Below are 13,646 nucleotides of genomic sequence, written 5' to 3'. Positions count from 1 at the left end.
CATCCCGCAGCATCCGCACGCGGTCTTCCGCAAAGAACAGCCCGTCCCGGGTCAGCCCAAAGCATTCCCGCAGTTGCCGCCCGTCCGTGTGCGTATACTCCACTATGCAGAACCGCCCGCGCGGGTGTATCCACGTGACCACACCCTGCGCCTTGCCGGTTGCGTGCTCCGGGGTGAATTTAACGTGCTTGCCGATCCTCATTTTTCGGCTCCTTCCTGAACATATCCCACACCAGCCCAATCCAAAGCCGCATTTTTTTGCAGGTCTGGTACTTTTGCTTTTTCCCGCAACATGTACTTTGCGTGCAGTCCCGGCATGGGTTCTGTGTTTTCATTCGTCCACCTCGAATATCTGAACCTCGATGCGCGGCGCTTTCTTATCCACGAAGAACTGGTCTTCAAACCCTTCAATCTGCTTCCAGCCGTCGTTTTCCAGCACCTTTGCCCGTACAAGCGCATCCTGGATCACCTTACGGCCAAAAGCCGAGATATTGTCCTTGTCGCGGTGGCGGTTCGGCTCGAACCACCGGTACACGAAGCGCACCGGGCGAGTGAAGCATACGCCCCCGAGCTGCTGCGCCGCATGCATCGCCACCGCCTCACAGCGCCGTTTCATTTCCGCGCCCTTGTAACGGTTTGTCCGTTCTGCCGTTATGTAGTCGTTCAGCCCAGGTAACGTCCCCCGGATCGTAAATTTCGTCATTTGCGCAGCCTCCAATTCCGATCCCCTGCGTGGCTGATCTGAATCTGATGCCCCTTTGACCGCTCGAAAATCCGTGACCCCAACGCCTCGTCCATCGCTGTCACTTCGTCGATAAAATACTCGGTGGAAATGATTGTGCGCAGGTGGTTTGCGTACCGCAGGTTGAGGATTTCGAAGGCCAGCCGCACATCCCGCGCGTCAGGCTTCCCCCCGTTCTGTGCTTTCAAGAAATCGTCTATGTACAATACCGGGCAGGCCTGTAATTCTTCGATTTCCCGGTTACGCCCGTCAAATGCGCCGAATTTGATGCGTTGGCTGTCCTCGACCCAGCGCATATACCGCACATCGTCGCCACGCAGCATCAGCTTCCCCACAAGCGCCGTGCATAGGTGCGTCTTGCCGCTGCCCGGCTGACCGGCGACATACAGCCAGCCGTCAGCCGCCTTGTAAAAGTCACGCGCAGCCTGTAAGGCGGTCTGCTGCCATGGCTCGTCCGCCCTGTACGCTTCAAACGTGTACTCTTCCAGCATCTTTCCCAGCGAGGATTTCCGCATCCTGGCGAGGTTCCGGCGGATCGTTACGCATTTGCATGGCGTCGTCCAGCGGTCAACCCCCTGGATATGCCAGAAGTACCCACGGTTCCGGCATTCCGGGCAGTCATACCCGGCTAGGTCTCCGTCCTCACGGTTGAGCATCGCCTCGAAGTCTGCGTCAGATACGCTCGCCGAGACCCTCGAAGCGGGTATTTGCAGCCGTTCCACATTTTCCCTCCATCTTGTCTAAATTCATGCCCCGCCAACCAGATGCCATCGCATCCGTGATCCGGTTAAGCACCGCCGGTTCCCCAAGCCGTGCAATCTCCCGCTCCACGGTTTTGAGCAAGCTGTGCAGGCCTGTGGGCTTGTACGCCTCCATGCGTTCAGACTTGTAGCACAGCCATTCGTCCAGGCGTTGCCGCATCGCCTCCGAGAAGCCGAACTCCTCGTAAGGGGGTATGGGGGTATTATTTCTTACCTTCTTGCTTTCTTGCTTTTTTGCTTTTTTACTTAGTTGCGATCCGTTTGTCACAGGCATGTCACAGGCATGCGACCCGTCCGCGATTCGTTTGTCATCCGCCTGTGATTCCTGCATACTATCGGATTGAAAACGGTCGTAATTCAAAACCGTTAAGAGCGTATATTCGTTTGTGGATTTGCGTGAAATCTCGCCTGTACGCTCTAATTTCTTCAAGGAAGTTCTTACCTGAGATACCGTAAGCCCGCACTCTGCGGCAAGCTTTTCGTATGCGATTACCCGCTGCCCACGTGCGACTGAAACCCCACGCCACTTGCTATCATAGTAATTCGCTGTGATTAGTAGATGAATGAACAATCGGCAGGTGTTGATATCGTCGTACCACTCCCATTCGAGCAGCGACCGCCAAACCCTTATGTACCCGTTTTCGAGCATAGCGGCTCCCTGTCCCCGGCAACCTCATAGACGCTGACCGTTACGCCCGTTACCGTGTCCTTCCGTTTGCCGACCCGCACGACACGGCCAGACTTCGCCAGTTCGGTGAGCCGTGGCTTGACGGCGTTTAAGTCCCGGAACCCCAGGTTATAAGCAATCTCGCGGGCGGTAAGCTGCTTGCCGCGCAGTTCCCCCAGGATCATGGCGTAACGGGCGGTCTTGTCAATTGACGCATGGCCTTCTTGCCGTGCTTCTGCTGCAATACTCATCCCGCACCCCCATCAAAACAGCACGTCGCTGTCATCGTCAGCCAGTTCCGCAAAATCACCCGGCTCGCGCGGTATATCCTCCGGGCGCGCCCTACCGGCGCTTTCCTTTTTGCCGTCGCAGAAGAACAGGCTTTCAACCTGCACCTCCCATGAACGGCGCTTATTGCCGTGCTTATCCTCCCAGTCCCGGCTTTCAAGCCTGCCACGGACGATCGCCATATCGCCCTTTGTGAACCACTGTGCCGCGCGTTCAGCGGTCTTACCCCACGCCACACAGTCCATCCAGTCGACCGGGTACTCTCCGTCCTGGCCTTTCCTGCTGCGCTGTACCGCCAGCGTAAAGGACGTTACAGGCGTGTTGGACGCTGTGTACCGCAGCTCCGGCCTTGCCTTCATACGGCCTTGTAAATCAATGCTGTTCAGCATCATTGCCCTCCATATTTCTGATAAACCAAGTCATTTTCATCCCAATCCGGGTAGCTGCCCGCCAGGTATTCCCGGATTTCCTCACGCAGCATCCAGCGCTCCGTGCTCTGGTCGTATTTCCAGTGGCACTCTTGGCAAAGCGTGACAATGTTTTTCTCAATCCCTATGCCGCCCTGCGCGCGGCTGATATAATGCGCGTCCGGCACGCCACGTGGGGAGCCGCACAGGATGCAGCGCCCCTGATCCCGTTCATAGACATGCCTCTTGACCGTCTGACTAATCGCCAACGCCTTTGTGCGCCTATTCACCGTCCCACGCCCCTTTCAGCGCCGCCAGCTTGTCCGGCGGCAGCGTCTCAATCCCTTGTTCACGGCATTCCTGCACCACGAGGTCGATGAGGCGGGACATTTGTGCCGTGTCGTAATAACTGGAGCCGTAATAGCAGCACAGCGTAACCTTGCCGCCCGCCTCCCCGGCGCGTTCGCATACCCAGCCGAGGCCGTGTGAACGCCATAACCGCGCATAAAAGCCCTCATCCTCCCGGGCGATCTCTACTATGCGGTAATTGTCCCCAATACCCCGAACCAGTTCACGGTACAGGTCGTCCTTATGTACGCCTAAAACCGCCGCAAGCTTGCCACACAGCATCCAGAAATAGTCGTTTGCATTCAGGCTGCGCCGATCCCGGTGCAGTTTGATCTCCGCATCGTATACCCGCCTTGGCTGCATTTCCAGGGTGAAACGCCGCGCCATCGCCCGGTTCTTGACACGCAGGTGCAGAACCCCGTCTGAAAATTCTGCTGCATCAAATTGTAGCTTCATAGCATACCGCCTTGGTCAAGCCTACGGTTCAGCCCTTGGATTACATATTCCCACTCCCGCACTGTCATTGCTTTTGCGGCATCGTAGGCCATACCGGAAACTTCTTCGACACGCTTCTTGGTGGGGCGTTTGCCGTCTACCGTTTCGAGCATATGGATCAGCTTCTCCCATTGCGCAGGGGTGATCGCTACCGTGCCCTGTTCTTCAGCCTGTTGCGCGGCTTTACGCTTCTCGCGGTCATCCAGTTCGGCAGAAGAAACCTTGTCTGGGTCTTCGCCGGTCGGGATTGCAAAGGTGCGCAGGAATAGGTACTTATAGGCGTAGGTCATCGCCTTCCCTACCCCCTTATCCTGTGTATCTGCGCCTGTACCGCTTGATACCGCAAGGACATAATCCTCTGGGTCTTCTGCGTTCTGGATACGGTAAGTCACATCCACGGTAGACAAGCTCCCTTCCCGGTAATGTACCTGGCTGACCGGGATCACCACCAGCCCGTTTTTGATCAGGCTCTCACGCACGGTACGAGTGACCTTTTCCTCGCTGATCGCCTTGTACTTTGTCTGGCCGAAAGAGACTTGGTCGTCCTTGGCAAGATACTGTACATCCTGCATCACAGCCGCGATCCTCTGATATACGTTCATTTTCCACACCTCAAATATGTAAGATAGCCCTGTTCTTCCTCGATTTTAGCGTCCATGGAAAGAAGCGTATCCTGCAGCAAATCACCGAAGAAGTCCGTCCTGCCTTCCATCCATGCCGCAAAATCATTGCGGTCATCCCGCATGTAGGCCAGCCGGTTCACCTGCCGCTGATACGCAGTCTCCTGCGGTTCAAGCTGCCGTTCCGGGCATCCATTCCGTTCTATCACTTGACATCTGCCTCCATTGTGGCTATTATGTAGATAAAGATTTATTTCTCAGTTGCCGTCCTCGGTGTCCTACCACCAGGGGCGGCTTTTTTCTTTGCCCGCGTTTGCAGGTCTTTTTCCCATGCCGCTGCATGGACTGCCCGGGCTACGTTCCGGCTCATGCTGAACAGCGGGCGGTAATCACGTTTCCGGGTCATCCCTGTCCTCCTCGTCTTTCCATCGGTAATAGCACCAGACCACGCCGAACATAAACGCTGTGAGCTGCACCGCCATCTGCCCAAAGGGGATATTGCCAATATCGCTCGCCCCAGCCGTGCCGAGCACGCCGAAACCGCAAAGCCAGCCGAGGATTATGTAAAGTTTTCGTTTCATGGCTCTTTGACTGATCGCATTGCAGAAGGCTGCATGTCCGATTTGGGGAAATAAACCGATATTTGATCAAGTGGAATTTCAAGCAATTCACACAGGGAATAGACATCAAACATATCCCACGGGGCGGTGCCTCGCATCCTTTTAGAAACATATGTACAGCATCTTCCAATCCTATTAGCTATGTATTCCTGGTCAATACCGTCTGCATACATCAGCTTCCGTAACTCTTTGAATGGTCTTGCCATGGTATTCCCTCTCTCTAAAAATTTGTTCGTCATCTTATAAGTACTGATTATAGGACATCTGGTGTGTTATGATGATCTTGTAAGGAAATCAATTCGTCTAGTGCGCGACGAAACCGGTTTTCTGCATCTGGTGGTTCACGCTTACTGTTAAGAACCATACTGACATACTGGTATGAAATTCCCATGTGTTTAGCCAATGTACGAGATGTAATATGGTGCACATGCATTTTCCCAATCAATTCCCCTGTCCAGCTTTTGGTCATCTTGCACCTCCTAACTTAGTTTAATTTGTAGAATTAACAGTTGAACAAGTTTTACTTATGTGTTAGTATAATAGCGTCAACTAATGCTAGCAATACGGCTCAACTTGTTTAACTACACGTTTAGTATAGCTCGAATAGTTAAACTAATCAAGCCTTTTGGCTTAACTTGTTAAACTTCGTCGTGTTGCATAAATATCCTGAGGTGATATTGTGTTTTATGATAAGTTTGCAGAGTTATGTTCCAAAAAAGGTGTAACGCCTACACGTGCTGCACTTGAAATTGGCCTTAGCAAGAGTACACCAACATCATGGAAAAATAGAGGTTTAACCCCGCAAGGCGACACTTTAAGCAAAATAGCGGATTATTTTGGTGTAAGCACTGACTATCTTCTGGGTAACGAGCAAAAAGAAAAGCCCACCGGAAAATCGGTGGACATCAGCGATGAGGATATAAAGTTTGCTTTGTCAGGAGGGGAAGGGGTAATTACCGATGAGCAATTCGAAGAAGTAAAAAAATTCGTACAATTCATAAAGGAACGTGATAAACATGACCAGAAATGAACTTTTTGACTTTGCGAAACAAAAAGGTCATCAGGTTATTTTCACAGAATTGCAAGCAAACGACGCAATATCCATAGAACTTCATGGTCTATGCTACATTGCGCTTAGCACAGAAGATTCAGAAATTGAAGAACTTGAGAATTTGGCACATGAGCTTGGTCATTGTGAATATGCAGGCTTTTACAGCATTTTAACACCAATGAACACACGTGAACGCATTGAGTACCGGGCTAAAAAGTGGCAATATCATAAACTAATCCCGCTTGGGCAATTGCGTCAGGCGATACGTAACGGGTTGACAGCTCCCTGGGAATTAGCAGACTACTTTAATGTATCCGAAGATACCGTTTTCAAAGCATGTGAGTATTATACTAACGCTTGCGGCGCAATTCTTGATAGTGAAGCAATGTAAGACCCTATAATGCTATAAAAAGGCCGCCAAGGCTCCTACCCCTTGACGACCTAAGTGGAAAGAATAAATAGTACCCATTCCCTTCCAAAACAATATTACCACATATTGGGGAGGGACACAATATGAAGAAAAAGAGATTGGTTGCCCTATGGTTTGCGGTGCTACTATCATTAAGTGCCTGTGGCACTCCGGCAGATACACAGCAAGTTAGCGCGCCACAGGAGCCAAGCGTACAGACTTCACAGCCCGTTGCTGCTCCTGTTGAGGAACCGCAAAAAAGCAATACCTATTCCGACAAATTAGAAATTGACTTCATTGATGTTGGACAAGCAGACAGTATCCTGATTACCAACAAAGGGGAAGCAATGCTGGTTGATGCCGGCACAAACGAAGCCGGCACTACAGTGCTTGCCGAGCTTGAGAACAAAGGCGTATCTACCCTGAAGTATGCCGTCGGCACGCATCCGCATGAAGATCATATTGGCGGGCTGGACGATGTTATCAATACCCTTGATGTGCAAAACGTTTTGCTTCCCGCAGTAACGAATACTACCAAAACCTACGCAAGCGTCCTTGACGCTATTGAAGCCAAGAAGGTACCTACTGAAACACCAAAGGCCGGGAACGTCTATAAAATTGGTGATGCTACTGCTACCGTTCTGTCCTGCCTTGATACGGATGATTTAAACAACAGCTCCATCGTTCTCAAAGTACAATATGGCAACACATCGGTTCTGCTGCAGGGTGACGCCGAGGCGGAAGCCGAACAAGCGATTTTAGATTCTGGCGCAAATATCGATTGCGATATTATTAAGCTCGGTCATCATGGTTCCAACACTTCGACTTCACAAGCGTACCTTGACGCCGCCGACCCTAGCTGTATTGCAATTATCTCCTGCGGCAAGGACAATTCGTACGGGCACCCACACCAAGAAACGTTAGACAAACTGTCTGCTGCAAAACTTGATGTATTTAGGACTGACGAACTTGGCACGATCGAGGTTACGTCAGATGGTACGAATTATACCGTTTCCGCATCCGGCATCGACCCCATAACCCATGTTGCTGGGGATAAAATTGCACGCGCTAAACGACAAGCAGCAAAGGAAGCCGCAGAAAAGGCGGCGGCAGAGAAAGCAGCTGCCGAAAAAGCAGCGGCAGAGAAAGCAGCTGCAGATGCTGCTGCAAAACAAAAGGCTCAAGAAGAAGCTGCTGCTCAAGCATCACAAGAAACAAAATCTCAAACTGTTTACGTGACAAAGACCGGTGAAAAATATCATCGGGATGGTTGCCAGTATCTTAGAAAATCTAAAATAGCCATTTCACTGGACGATGCAAAAGCACAAGGCTACACAGCATGTTCGAGATGCTGGTAACACATAAACCCCTTCCACCAGCTGACACCAGTGAACCGGGAAAAAGGAGCACGTCTATTATGGGAGAGTTATCACAGCTTCTTTTCATTCTGACTGAACCAGATGAAAAAAAGCGCAATAAGAGTATCAAAAAATTAAGCAAAAAAGATCTCAAATATCTGTTGAAGGTAACAATGAATTATGTCTCTGCGCACGATCCAAAGTTAAGTGAATTGCGTCCACCAGTTAAAGTCAAACCTGAACCAGATGACAAAAAATAATAAACCCCGCCCTCCTGTTGGCGCAGGAAAGCGGGGCACGGGGATGATAAACTTTGAGCGGTAAATCATCCCCTTTATTCTAACAGATTAAGGGAGGGTTTGCAATTGAAACGGACAAATACTGCAACATGGCTTGAAAAGTATAATCGCTGGCAAATAAAAGTGCAAAAAGACGGACAGCGCAGGACTTTTACATGCTCTACACCCGGAAGGACTGGGCAGCGCAAATGCCATGCAAAAGCAGATGCATGGTTGGATGATAATATTGCGGATTCCAATGCAAGAGTTAATTCTTTATTTGCTGATTATTTAAAAACGCTCCAAGAAACGACTTCCAAAAGCAATTGGGTGAAGATCCAAAGCTTCGGGAAAAATTGGATACTTCCCGCGATTGGAACACGTAAAATCTGCGACGTTACAGAGCAGCATCTTCAAAGCATTATTAACAAAGGATACGCAAAGGGGCTTTCAAAAAAGACCCTAACCAATCTAAAAGCAACTATTACAAGTTTCTTTAAGTATTGCCGCAAACGCAAAGCTACTACGTTATTACCTGAGGATATTTCGATTCCAAAAGGTGCTTGTTCCGCGCATAAACAGATTTTACAGCCTGAATATTTGTATAAATTGTTCCACTCTGATATTACAACTTGGAGAGGCAAACCAATTGTAGATCCTCTTATATACGCCTATAGATTTCAAGTTTTGACTGGATTACGCCCGGGTGAATTACTCGGCCTTAGATGGAAAGACATACGTGGAAATGAAGTGTTTGTCTCCCAGTCAATCAATGTATATAACGAAATAACCACAGGTAAAAACGAAAATGCAATACGACATTTTTTTATGTCAGAAACCGCTACTGTAGTTTTACAGCATCAACGGCAAATCTCGCATACCGAACGAATTTTTGGTGATACAGATCCTCAAAAATACCGTAAATCTTGGCAAAGATATTGCCGTGCGAACGACATACCCCAAATAACCCCGTATGAAATGAGACACACCTTCGTATCCATAGCAAAAAACCTTTCCGAGGGTCAGATAAAACCTATTGTAGGCCACTCGCAAAACATGGACACATTTGGCACGTACGGCCATGAGGTGAATGGTGAACTACAAAAAACCGCCCAGCAACTTAATGCGTTATTTTTAGAAATTCTTGAGGGTTAATTTAACCCACTTTCAAACCCACTTTTATCTATACGCATAAAAAGAGTAATTTATTTCCGTAGTTATTCGGGGCTTATTTGTGTTCTTTTAAGCATATATAAGCACTAATAAGTGCCATAAAACCCTATTGTTTTGGATTCAACTCCCCTCGTCTCCACCACGTGAAAACCCAGTAGAACCCTTGGTTCTACTGGGTTTTTGTTTTGTCTGCACCACACTCTGCACCACATTTTAAAAAACAAAGGCCGGGCACCACAGTCAACGGCGCCCAGCCTTTCCCATTATCCCCTACGCCGCATAAACAAGCCGCCCCATGTAGGGCGGCTTTATTACTACCGGTTCCCGATCCGCCGCAGCCAAGCCCGCATAGCGGCTTCCGCCACGGAAATGGCAGTCCCGCACACCCGCCTGGCTGCATCCCCCCTAAACCTGATCCGAAAAATTACAAAGCTGCATTGCCACGCACATCCATGCGCCGGAAACCATGCTTTTCATTAAAAGCGGCATTTTTGCTTTCTTCCAAAAGGCGTGCCAAACCGGCAAGGCGGCGGCCGTCCCAAGCAGCCAGCACCGTGGACGAGTTTTGCAATGCCTTATACAAGCGGCTGGGGTATTCCCTGGAAACCCAGCCTAAAGAGGGGGACAGCCCCTGCACAGATTGCTGGGTAAACTTCTTTTCATCGGTATATGTAATCATCGTATCGGTCCCCTTATTCCATTTTATTGGTATGATAGTCGCACATCTGGCATTGCGGCAACGGGTTTTCCGCACGCCCGTGATGGTATATCCCCGCCTACTGGCAAATGACCTGTAAAACCGGCACAACCGACTGCCCTTTACCGGTCAGGCGGCATTCCACTTATTGGGCGAAAGCCCTGTTGAAACAAGTTACTAGCAAATTTATTAGCGGCCCATAAGCCAACTACTATCTCTGGATTGCGCGCGCTGCGGCGCGATGTATTTGCCGGTTAAAAGCCGCTGTGGCGCGCTGATCCCAAGGGGAAAACTTATACCGCTGCATAAGCGCACCCGGCGAGGCGCAATCAGCAGCGGCAAAAAGGCCGCCCTGTAAAAGGGCGGCCTTTTTGTGGCAATGAATCGGATCGGGGGAATGGAATGTGATTACCGGATGTCCTTTGCGGTGTCGCTGGCCGATGCGCCGGCACCCAGTACTGCGCCAGGGTTCGCCGCCGCTTCGCCAAGCTCAGCGGGGGCAGGGTTGCTGGGGGCTAAAACGTCGTCCTTGGCGATGTCGTCAATGCTTACGCCTTCGCCAAGCTCAGTAACACCTACCAAAGGGGTTTTCGGCGGCTGAACGCCATTCGATGCGATGGGAAGCTGCGCCGCAAATGCAGACGCGGAAAGCGCGGCCACCATGCCTACCGCTGCCATTACCGATACAATTTTCCTCATAATAAATCCTTCCTTTCAAGCTGTTGTTTTTATCATTTTTTCGGCGCCGTACCCTTCCGGGGAGGGGGCTCCCCGAAGGACAATCTTAGTATAGCATTGCCTTTGTTAGCGGAACGTTAGTTTTCCTCGTTGCGGGTTATATTTTAAATTGTACCGTGGTGCCCTTCCCCAAGGTGCTGTCTATTTCCAGCGTGCCGCCGTATCGGTCGATAACCGTCTTTACGATGGACATGCCCAGGCCGCTGCCGGGGATCTTTTGAGACCGGGACAGGTCGGAGCGGTAAAACGGTTCAAAAACATTTTCTATCGCTTGTGCGTCCATGCCGATGCCGTTATCCTCAATCCGTATCAGCCGCTCCCCGCCTGAAACCGTAATATGGACATAGCCGCCGTTATTATTATACTTGACTGCGTTTTCAACCAAATTGAAAACGGCCCGGTAGAACAGCTCGTTATTGTAAGTGACCTGAAGCGCATCGCCTTTTACCGTAATGGCAACCCCCATAGCCTCTGCGAGGGGGGCAAGGTCGTTTTTCACCCGCTCAGCGGCCGCCAAGGCGTTGATCGTTTCCGTGTCGCCCTTTAAGGAGGGGTTTGTCAAGGTCAGCAGGCTTTCCACCGTTTTAATCAGCCTGTCCATGCCCTGCCTTACATCGTCTGTAAACTCCATATAATCTTCACGGCTCGGGACGCCCTGCAACTCTAAAACCTGCAAGGATGTTTTCATGATGGAAAGCGGGGTCTTCAGCTCATGGGCGGCATTTGCGGCAAAGTTTTTCTGGGCGATATACGCCCCTTCCAGGCGGTCCATCATATTGTTGAAGGACTGCGTCAAACGGTACACCTCGTCCTGCTGCCGGGGAAGCTCCACCCGGTGGCGTAGGTTTTTATCGTCGATACTGCTTATGGAATGCGTAAGGCGGCTCAGGGGCTTTAAGATTTTACCGGTCAATAGGAATATAGCAGCCGCCAGTACCATAACCGTAAACACCATGGACAACGTGGCGCTGATGGAAAAACCCCTTATCGTGTTCTGATAGTTAACCCGGTTTTGCGGGATATCCGGCGCCTGGCCAGGGCTTCCCCCTTGGCCGGGGGGCGGTGCCTCGACGCTGTGATCATAGGCGACCATAGAGCGCATGTACCGGCCGGCATAGGCGATAGAGGTGGCCGTCAGGAACAGGCAGGCCGCTGCTACCACCAAGCTTGCCATAACGACTATTTTACTGCGCAGCGACCATGCCCTCATCCCTCGCCCTCCTCTGGGGGCGAAAGCATATACCCCTGCCCCCGCAGCGTGGTAATATAGCCGTGCGCGCTGCCCGCGTCCTTTATCTTTTTACGCAGGGAGTGTATGTGGAAGCGCAGGGAGTTTGAAAACAGATCGGTATCGCTGTCCCAAACATGCTCTATCAGCTCCTCCGCGCTGACAACGGTTGCCGGGTGGTGCAGAAGGTATTGCAGGATGGAATATTCTTTTTTTGTCAGGTCGAGCAGCGTGCACGCAAAGAAAGCTTTTTTAGCCGAGGTGTCCACCGACACTTGGCCGCACTGTAAAACATGGCCTTCTACGCCGGTATCCTGGCGGAGCAGGCTCCTGATCCTGGCTTCCAGCTCAAGGAAGTCAAAGGGCTTTGTCAAATAGTCATTGCTACCATAGTCCAGCCCCTTAACCTTGTCAAAAACCGTATTTTTAGCGGATAAGATGATTACCCGCAGCCGGCTGTTTGCTGCACGGATAGACTTGAGGACATCTAAACCGTTTATTTTAGGGATATTGATGTCAAGCACCATCAGGTCATACTGGTTGATTTCCAAAAGCGCCAGGGCTTCCTCCCCGTCAAAGGCGCAGTCCACCGCATAGCCGAGCTTGCGCAGGCCCTTGGCGATGGATTTGGAAAGCAAAACCTCATCTTCCACGATCAATAGCTTCATATAATTCCTCCTTTGCAATGCCGCAGGGTATCAAACGGTTATTCAGCAATCATTATATCGGATCTTATGTTAGATTTACATTAGATTTACATTAGATTTTAATGGCATCCGCGCCACCAGTTGTTAACAGGATCCCAACAAACGGTGAATGGCATGTAAAAAGCCCCCCGGACGGTATCATCCGGGGGGCTTTCCCTTGCCTAATGCAAATTAGCCCTGGTAGCAGACACGGTACCAGCGGCAACGCCAGCGGCCTACATTGCTGTTGTTATTGTTGTTGCCATTATTGTTGCCATTGCAGCAGCAACGGCAGCAGCAGTTACAGCAACAATTGCAGCAGCAGTTGTTATCGCAGCGATTGGATGAGCAGCACATACATTCCCCTCCTTTACATGAGATATGTAGCCTCGCCCATCTGGTTTATACTATGCGGCGGCCGTCCCATCCGGGACAAAAAAAACAGCCCCTCCCGCAGCCAGCCGATTTGCGGGAGGGGGAAGGGCCAGGCGCAAGCCGGGCGTTGCCGCCATTTGGACCATTGCAACGCATTAATGCCCGTAATATTGCCTTTACCCCATCTTTGCAGCAAAAGTAGTATAACATAGTTAGAGAAAGGGGGAGGTAACGATGTTGAGGTACGCGAATACGGCCCGCCATGCACACCCATTGCGTTTTCCAATGCCCGATCGGCCGGTTTACGGCAGGGAAACCAAAAACCAATCGTTTTTGCAATATATTTCATCCCTGGTGCTCCTCCCTGCAGGCGTTATCGCCGCTATTATTGCAATCGCCGTTATCGTGGTGACGCCTATCGCGCTGCTGATGGGGTTCCCCCTTTAGCATGGCATCATGGCAAAACAGCCCCTCCCGCCGTCACAGGCCGGAGGGGCTTTCCCATGCGCCCCGCACCGGCAAAAATGGGCGCGGGTACGGCAAACGCCCCCTGCGCCCACAGGTTTTCCATCCTTCCCCGCCCCTTTATGGCAACCAAAAGCCCCGGGACGGCCATTGCCGCCCCGGGGCGCTGGTTATGCTTTCGCGAGGTATTCCACCAGCCGCATCACGGTGGCGGCGGCCTCGGCGCGCGTGGTGCCGCCC

The 13,646-nt window shown here is 51.1% G+C and carries 22 protein-coding genes; 5 read left to right on the top strand and 17 right to left on the bottom strand.

Going from position 1 to position 13,646, the window contains the following annotated elements; genetic code table 11:
* From CZ203_RS01025 to CZ203_RS14125, 12 genes are all read right to left on the bottom strand, one after another.
* Positions 1-202 (bottom strand): hypothetical protein (locus tag CZ203_RS01025; RefSeq protein WP_143436050.1); only part of this gene is annotated, 202 nt, incomplete at its 3' end.
* A gap of 129 nt (positions 203-331) precedes the next feature.
* Complete coding sequence (locus CZ203_RS01020; RefSeq protein WP_087064249.1) at positions 332-703, bottom strand: RusA family crossover junction endodeoxyribonuclease; 372 nt, start codon at positions 701-703, stop codon at positions 332-334.
* Positions 700-1,464: an ATP-binding protein gene (locus CZ203_RS01015; protein WP_087064248.1), complete on the bottom strand. Its 765-nt coding sequence runs from the start codon at positions 1,462-1,464 to the stop codon at positions 700-702. The genes CZ203_RS01020 and CZ203_RS01015 overlap by 4 nt, the downstream gene beginning before the upstream one ends.
* The gene (locus CZ203_RS01010) at positions 1,415-1,933 is read right to left on the bottom strand and encodes a hypothetical protein (RefSeq protein ID WP_159456289.1); all 519 of its coding nucleotides are present in this window, start codon (positions 1,931-1,933) and stop codon (positions 1,415-1,417) included. Before CZ203_RS01010 ends, CZ203_RS01015 begins: the two co-directional genes overlap by 50 nt.
* 197 nt (positions 1,934-2,130) lie before the next feature.
* Positions 2,131-2,421: a hypothetical protein gene (locus CZ203_RS01005; protein WP_087064246.1), complete on the bottom strand. Its 291-nt coding sequence runs from the start codon at positions 2,419-2,421 to the stop codon at positions 2,131-2,133.
* A 12-nt stretch (positions 2,422-2,433) separates the two neighbouring features.
* Complete coding sequence (locus tag CZ203_RS01000) at positions 2,434-2,847, bottom strand: single-stranded DNA-binding protein (RefSeq protein WP_087064245.1); 414 nt, start codon at positions 2,845-2,847, stop codon at positions 2,434-2,436.
* Complete coding sequence (locus CZ203_RS00995; RefSeq protein WP_087064244.1) at positions 2,847-3,134, bottom strand: HNH endonuclease; 288 nt, start codon at positions 3,132-3,134, stop codon at positions 2,847-2,849. The genes CZ203_RS01000 and CZ203_RS00995 overlap by 1 nt, the downstream gene beginning before the upstream one ends.
* A gap of 13 nt (positions 3,135-3,147) precedes the next feature.
* Positions 3,148-3,669: a hypothetical protein gene (locus CZ203_RS00990; RefSeq protein WP_087064243.1), complete on the bottom strand. Its 522-nt coding sequence runs from the start codon at positions 3,667-3,669 to the stop codon at positions 3,148-3,150.
* Positions 3,666-4,310 (bottom strand): ERF family protein, encoded by a 645-nt coding sequence (locus CZ203_RS00985; RefSeq protein ID WP_200809399.1) that lies wholly within the window; start codon positions 4,308-4,310, stop codon positions 3,666-3,668. Before CZ203_RS00985 ends, CZ203_RS00990 begins: the two co-directional genes overlap by 4 nt.
* Entirely contained in the window at positions 4,307-4,537 is a 231-nt protein-coding gene (locus CZ203_RS00980) for a hypothetical protein (RefSeq protein ID WP_087064241.1), read from the bottom strand. The genes CZ203_RS00985 and CZ203_RS00980 overlap by 4 nt, the downstream gene beginning before the upstream one ends.
* 180 nt (positions 4,538-4,717) lie before the next feature.
* Entirely contained in the window at positions 4,718-4,909 is a 192-nt protein-coding gene (locus CZ203_RS00975) for a hypothetical protein (protein ID WP_087064240.1), read from the bottom strand.
* Between the two features lie 292 nt (positions 4,910-5,201).
* A complete protein-coding gene (locus tag CZ203_RS14125) occupies positions 5,202-5,417 on the bottom strand; it encodes a helix-turn-helix domain-containing protein (RefSeq protein WP_143436049.1) in 216 nt (71 codons plus the stop codon).
* A gap of 210 nt (positions 5,418-5,627) precedes the next feature.
* On the opposite strand from CZ203_RS14125, the gene CZ203_RS00970 reads away from it, so the two are divergent.
* The 5 genes from CZ203_RS00970 (at position 5,628) to CZ203_RS00950 (ending at position 9,199) form a co-directional block, all read left to right on the top strand.
* On the top strand, positions 5,628-5,978 hold the full coding sequence (locus CZ203_RS00970; RefSeq protein WP_087064239.1) for a helix-turn-helix domain-containing protein: 351 nt from the start codon (positions 5,628-5,630) through the stop codon (positions 5,976-5,978).
* Positions 5,965-6,390, top strand: a complete 426-nt coding sequence (locus tag CZ203_RS00965; protein WP_087064238.1) for an ImmA/IrrE family metallo-endopeptidase — start codon at positions 5,965-5,967, stop codon at positions 6,388-6,390. Before CZ203_RS00970 ends, CZ203_RS00965 begins: the two co-directional genes overlap by 14 nt.
* Positions 6,391-6,512: 122 nt before the next feature.
* On the top strand, positions 6,513-7,766 hold the full coding sequence (locus tag CZ203_RS00960) for an MBL fold metallo-hydrolase (protein ID WP_087064237.1): 1,254 nt from the start codon (positions 6,513-6,515) through the stop codon (positions 7,764-7,766).
* A 59-nt stretch (positions 7,767-7,825) separates the two neighbouring features.
* Entirely contained in the window at positions 7,826-8,026 is a 201-nt protein-coding gene (locus CZ203_RS00955; RefSeq protein ID WP_087064236.1) for a hypothetical protein, read from the top strand.
* Positions 8,027-8,131: 105 nt separating this feature from the next.
* Complete coding sequence (locus CZ203_RS00950) at positions 8,132-9,199, top strand: tyrosine-type recombinase/integrase (RefSeq protein WP_159456288.1); 1,068 nt, start codon at positions 8,132-8,134, stop codon at positions 9,197-9,199.
* A 442-nt stretch (positions 9,200-9,641) separates the two neighbouring features.
* On the opposite strand, the gene CZ203_RS00945 is transcribed toward CZ203_RS00950, so the two are convergent.
* The 5 genes from CZ203_RS00945 to CZ203_RS14120 form a co-directional block, all read right to left on the bottom strand.
* Entirely contained in the window at positions 9,642-9,896 is a 255-nt protein-coding gene (locus CZ203_RS00945) for a hypothetical protein (RefSeq protein WP_235847427.1), read from the bottom strand.
* Between the two features lie 426 nt (positions 9,897-10,322).
* The gene (locus CZ203_RS00940) at positions 10,323-10,613 is read right to left on the bottom strand and encodes a hypothetical protein (RefSeq protein WP_087064234.1); all 291 of its coding nucleotides are present in this window, start codon (positions 10,611-10,613) and stop codon (positions 10,323-10,325) included.
* 136 nt (positions 10,614-10,749) lie between these two features.
* Positions 10,750-11,862, bottom strand: coding sequence for a sensor histidine kinase (locus CZ203_RS00935; protein WP_087064233.1), 1,113 nt, complete (start codon positions 11,860-11,862; stop codon positions 10,750-10,752).
* Positions 11,859-12,548, bottom strand: a complete 690-nt coding sequence (locus CZ203_RS00930; RefSeq protein ID WP_087064232.1) for a response regulator transcription factor — start codon at positions 12,546-12,548, stop codon at positions 11,859-11,861. Before CZ203_RS00930 ends, CZ203_RS00935 begins: the two co-directional genes overlap by 4 nt.
* A gap of 388 nt (positions 12,549-12,936) precedes the next feature.
* The gene (locus CZ203_RS14120; protein WP_143436045.1) at positions 12,937-13,290 is read right to left on the bottom strand and encodes a hypothetical protein; all 354 of its coding nucleotides are present in this window, start codon (positions 13,288-13,290) and stop codon (positions 12,937-12,939) included.
* Positions 13,291-13,646: the final 356 nt, after the last annotated feature.

It is taken from the genome of Intestinibacillus massiliensis (assembly GCF_900155735.1).
Classification (GTDB): Bacteria; Bacillota; Clostridia; order Oscillospirales; family Butyricicoccaceae; genus Intestinibacillus; species Intestinibacillus massiliensis.
Note: the sequence above shows the minus strand (reverse complement) of the source record. Positions and strands in the feature narration are given on the sequence as shown.

Coding starts and splice junctions, on each gene's coding strand:
- CZ203_RS00985 (WP_200809399.1), bottom strand. CDS start 4,310: ATGAACGTATATCAGAGGATCGCGGCTGTGATGCAGGATGTACAGTAT.
- CZ203_RS00965 (WP_087064238.1), top strand. CDS start 5,965: ATGACCAGAAATGAACTTTTTGACTTTGCGAAACAAAAAGGTCATCAG.
- CZ203_RS14125 (WP_143436049.1), bottom strand. CDS start 5,417: ATGACCAAAAGCTGGACAGGGGAATTGATTGGGAAAATGCATGTGCAC.
- CZ203_RS00960 (WP_087064237.1), top strand. CDS start 6,513: ATGAAGAAAAAGAGATTGGTTGCCCTATGGTTTGCGGTGCTACTATCA.
- CZ203_RS01000 (WP_087064245.1), bottom strand. CDS start 2,847: ATGCTGAACAGCATTGATTTACAAGGCCGTATGAAGGCAAGGCCGGAG.
- CZ203_RS00940 (WP_087064234.1), bottom strand. CDS start 10,613: ATGAGGAAAATTGTATCGGTAATGGCAGCGGTAGGCATGGTGGCCGCG.
- CZ203_RS00955 (WP_087064236.1), top strand. CDS start 7,826: ATGGGAGAGTTATCACAGCTTCTTTTCATTCTGACTGAACCAGATGAA.
- CZ203_RS14120 (WP_143436045.1), bottom strand. CDS start 13,290: ATGAAATATATTGCAAAAACGATTGGTTTTTGGTTTCCCTGCCGTAAA.
- CZ203_RS01020 (WP_087064249.1), bottom strand. CDS start 703: ATGACGAAATTTACGATCCGGGGGACGTTACCTGGGCTGAACGACTAC.
- CZ203_RS00945 (WP_235847427.1), bottom strand. CDS start 9,896: ATGATTACATATACCGATGAAAAGAAGTTTACCCAGCAATCTGTGCAG.
- CZ203_RS00935 (WP_087064233.1), bottom strand. CDS start 11,862: ATGAGGGCATGGTCGCTGCGCAGTAAAATAGTCGTTATGGCAAGCTTG.
- CZ203_RS00975 (WP_087064240.1), bottom strand. CDS start 4,909: ATGAAACGAAAACTTTACATAATCCTCGGCTGGCTTTGCGGTTTCGGC.
- CZ203_RS01005 (WP_087064246.1), bottom strand. CDS start 2,421: ATGAGTATTGCAGCAGAAGCACGGCAAGAAGGCCATGCGTCAATTGAC.
- CZ203_RS00930 (WP_087064232.1), bottom strand. CDS start 12,548: ATGAAGCTATTGATCGTGGAAGATGAGGTTTTGCTTTCCAAATCCATC.
- CZ203_RS00990 (WP_087064243.1), bottom strand. CDS start 3,669: ATGAAGCTACAATTTGATGCAGCAGAATTTTCAGACGGGGTTCTGCAC.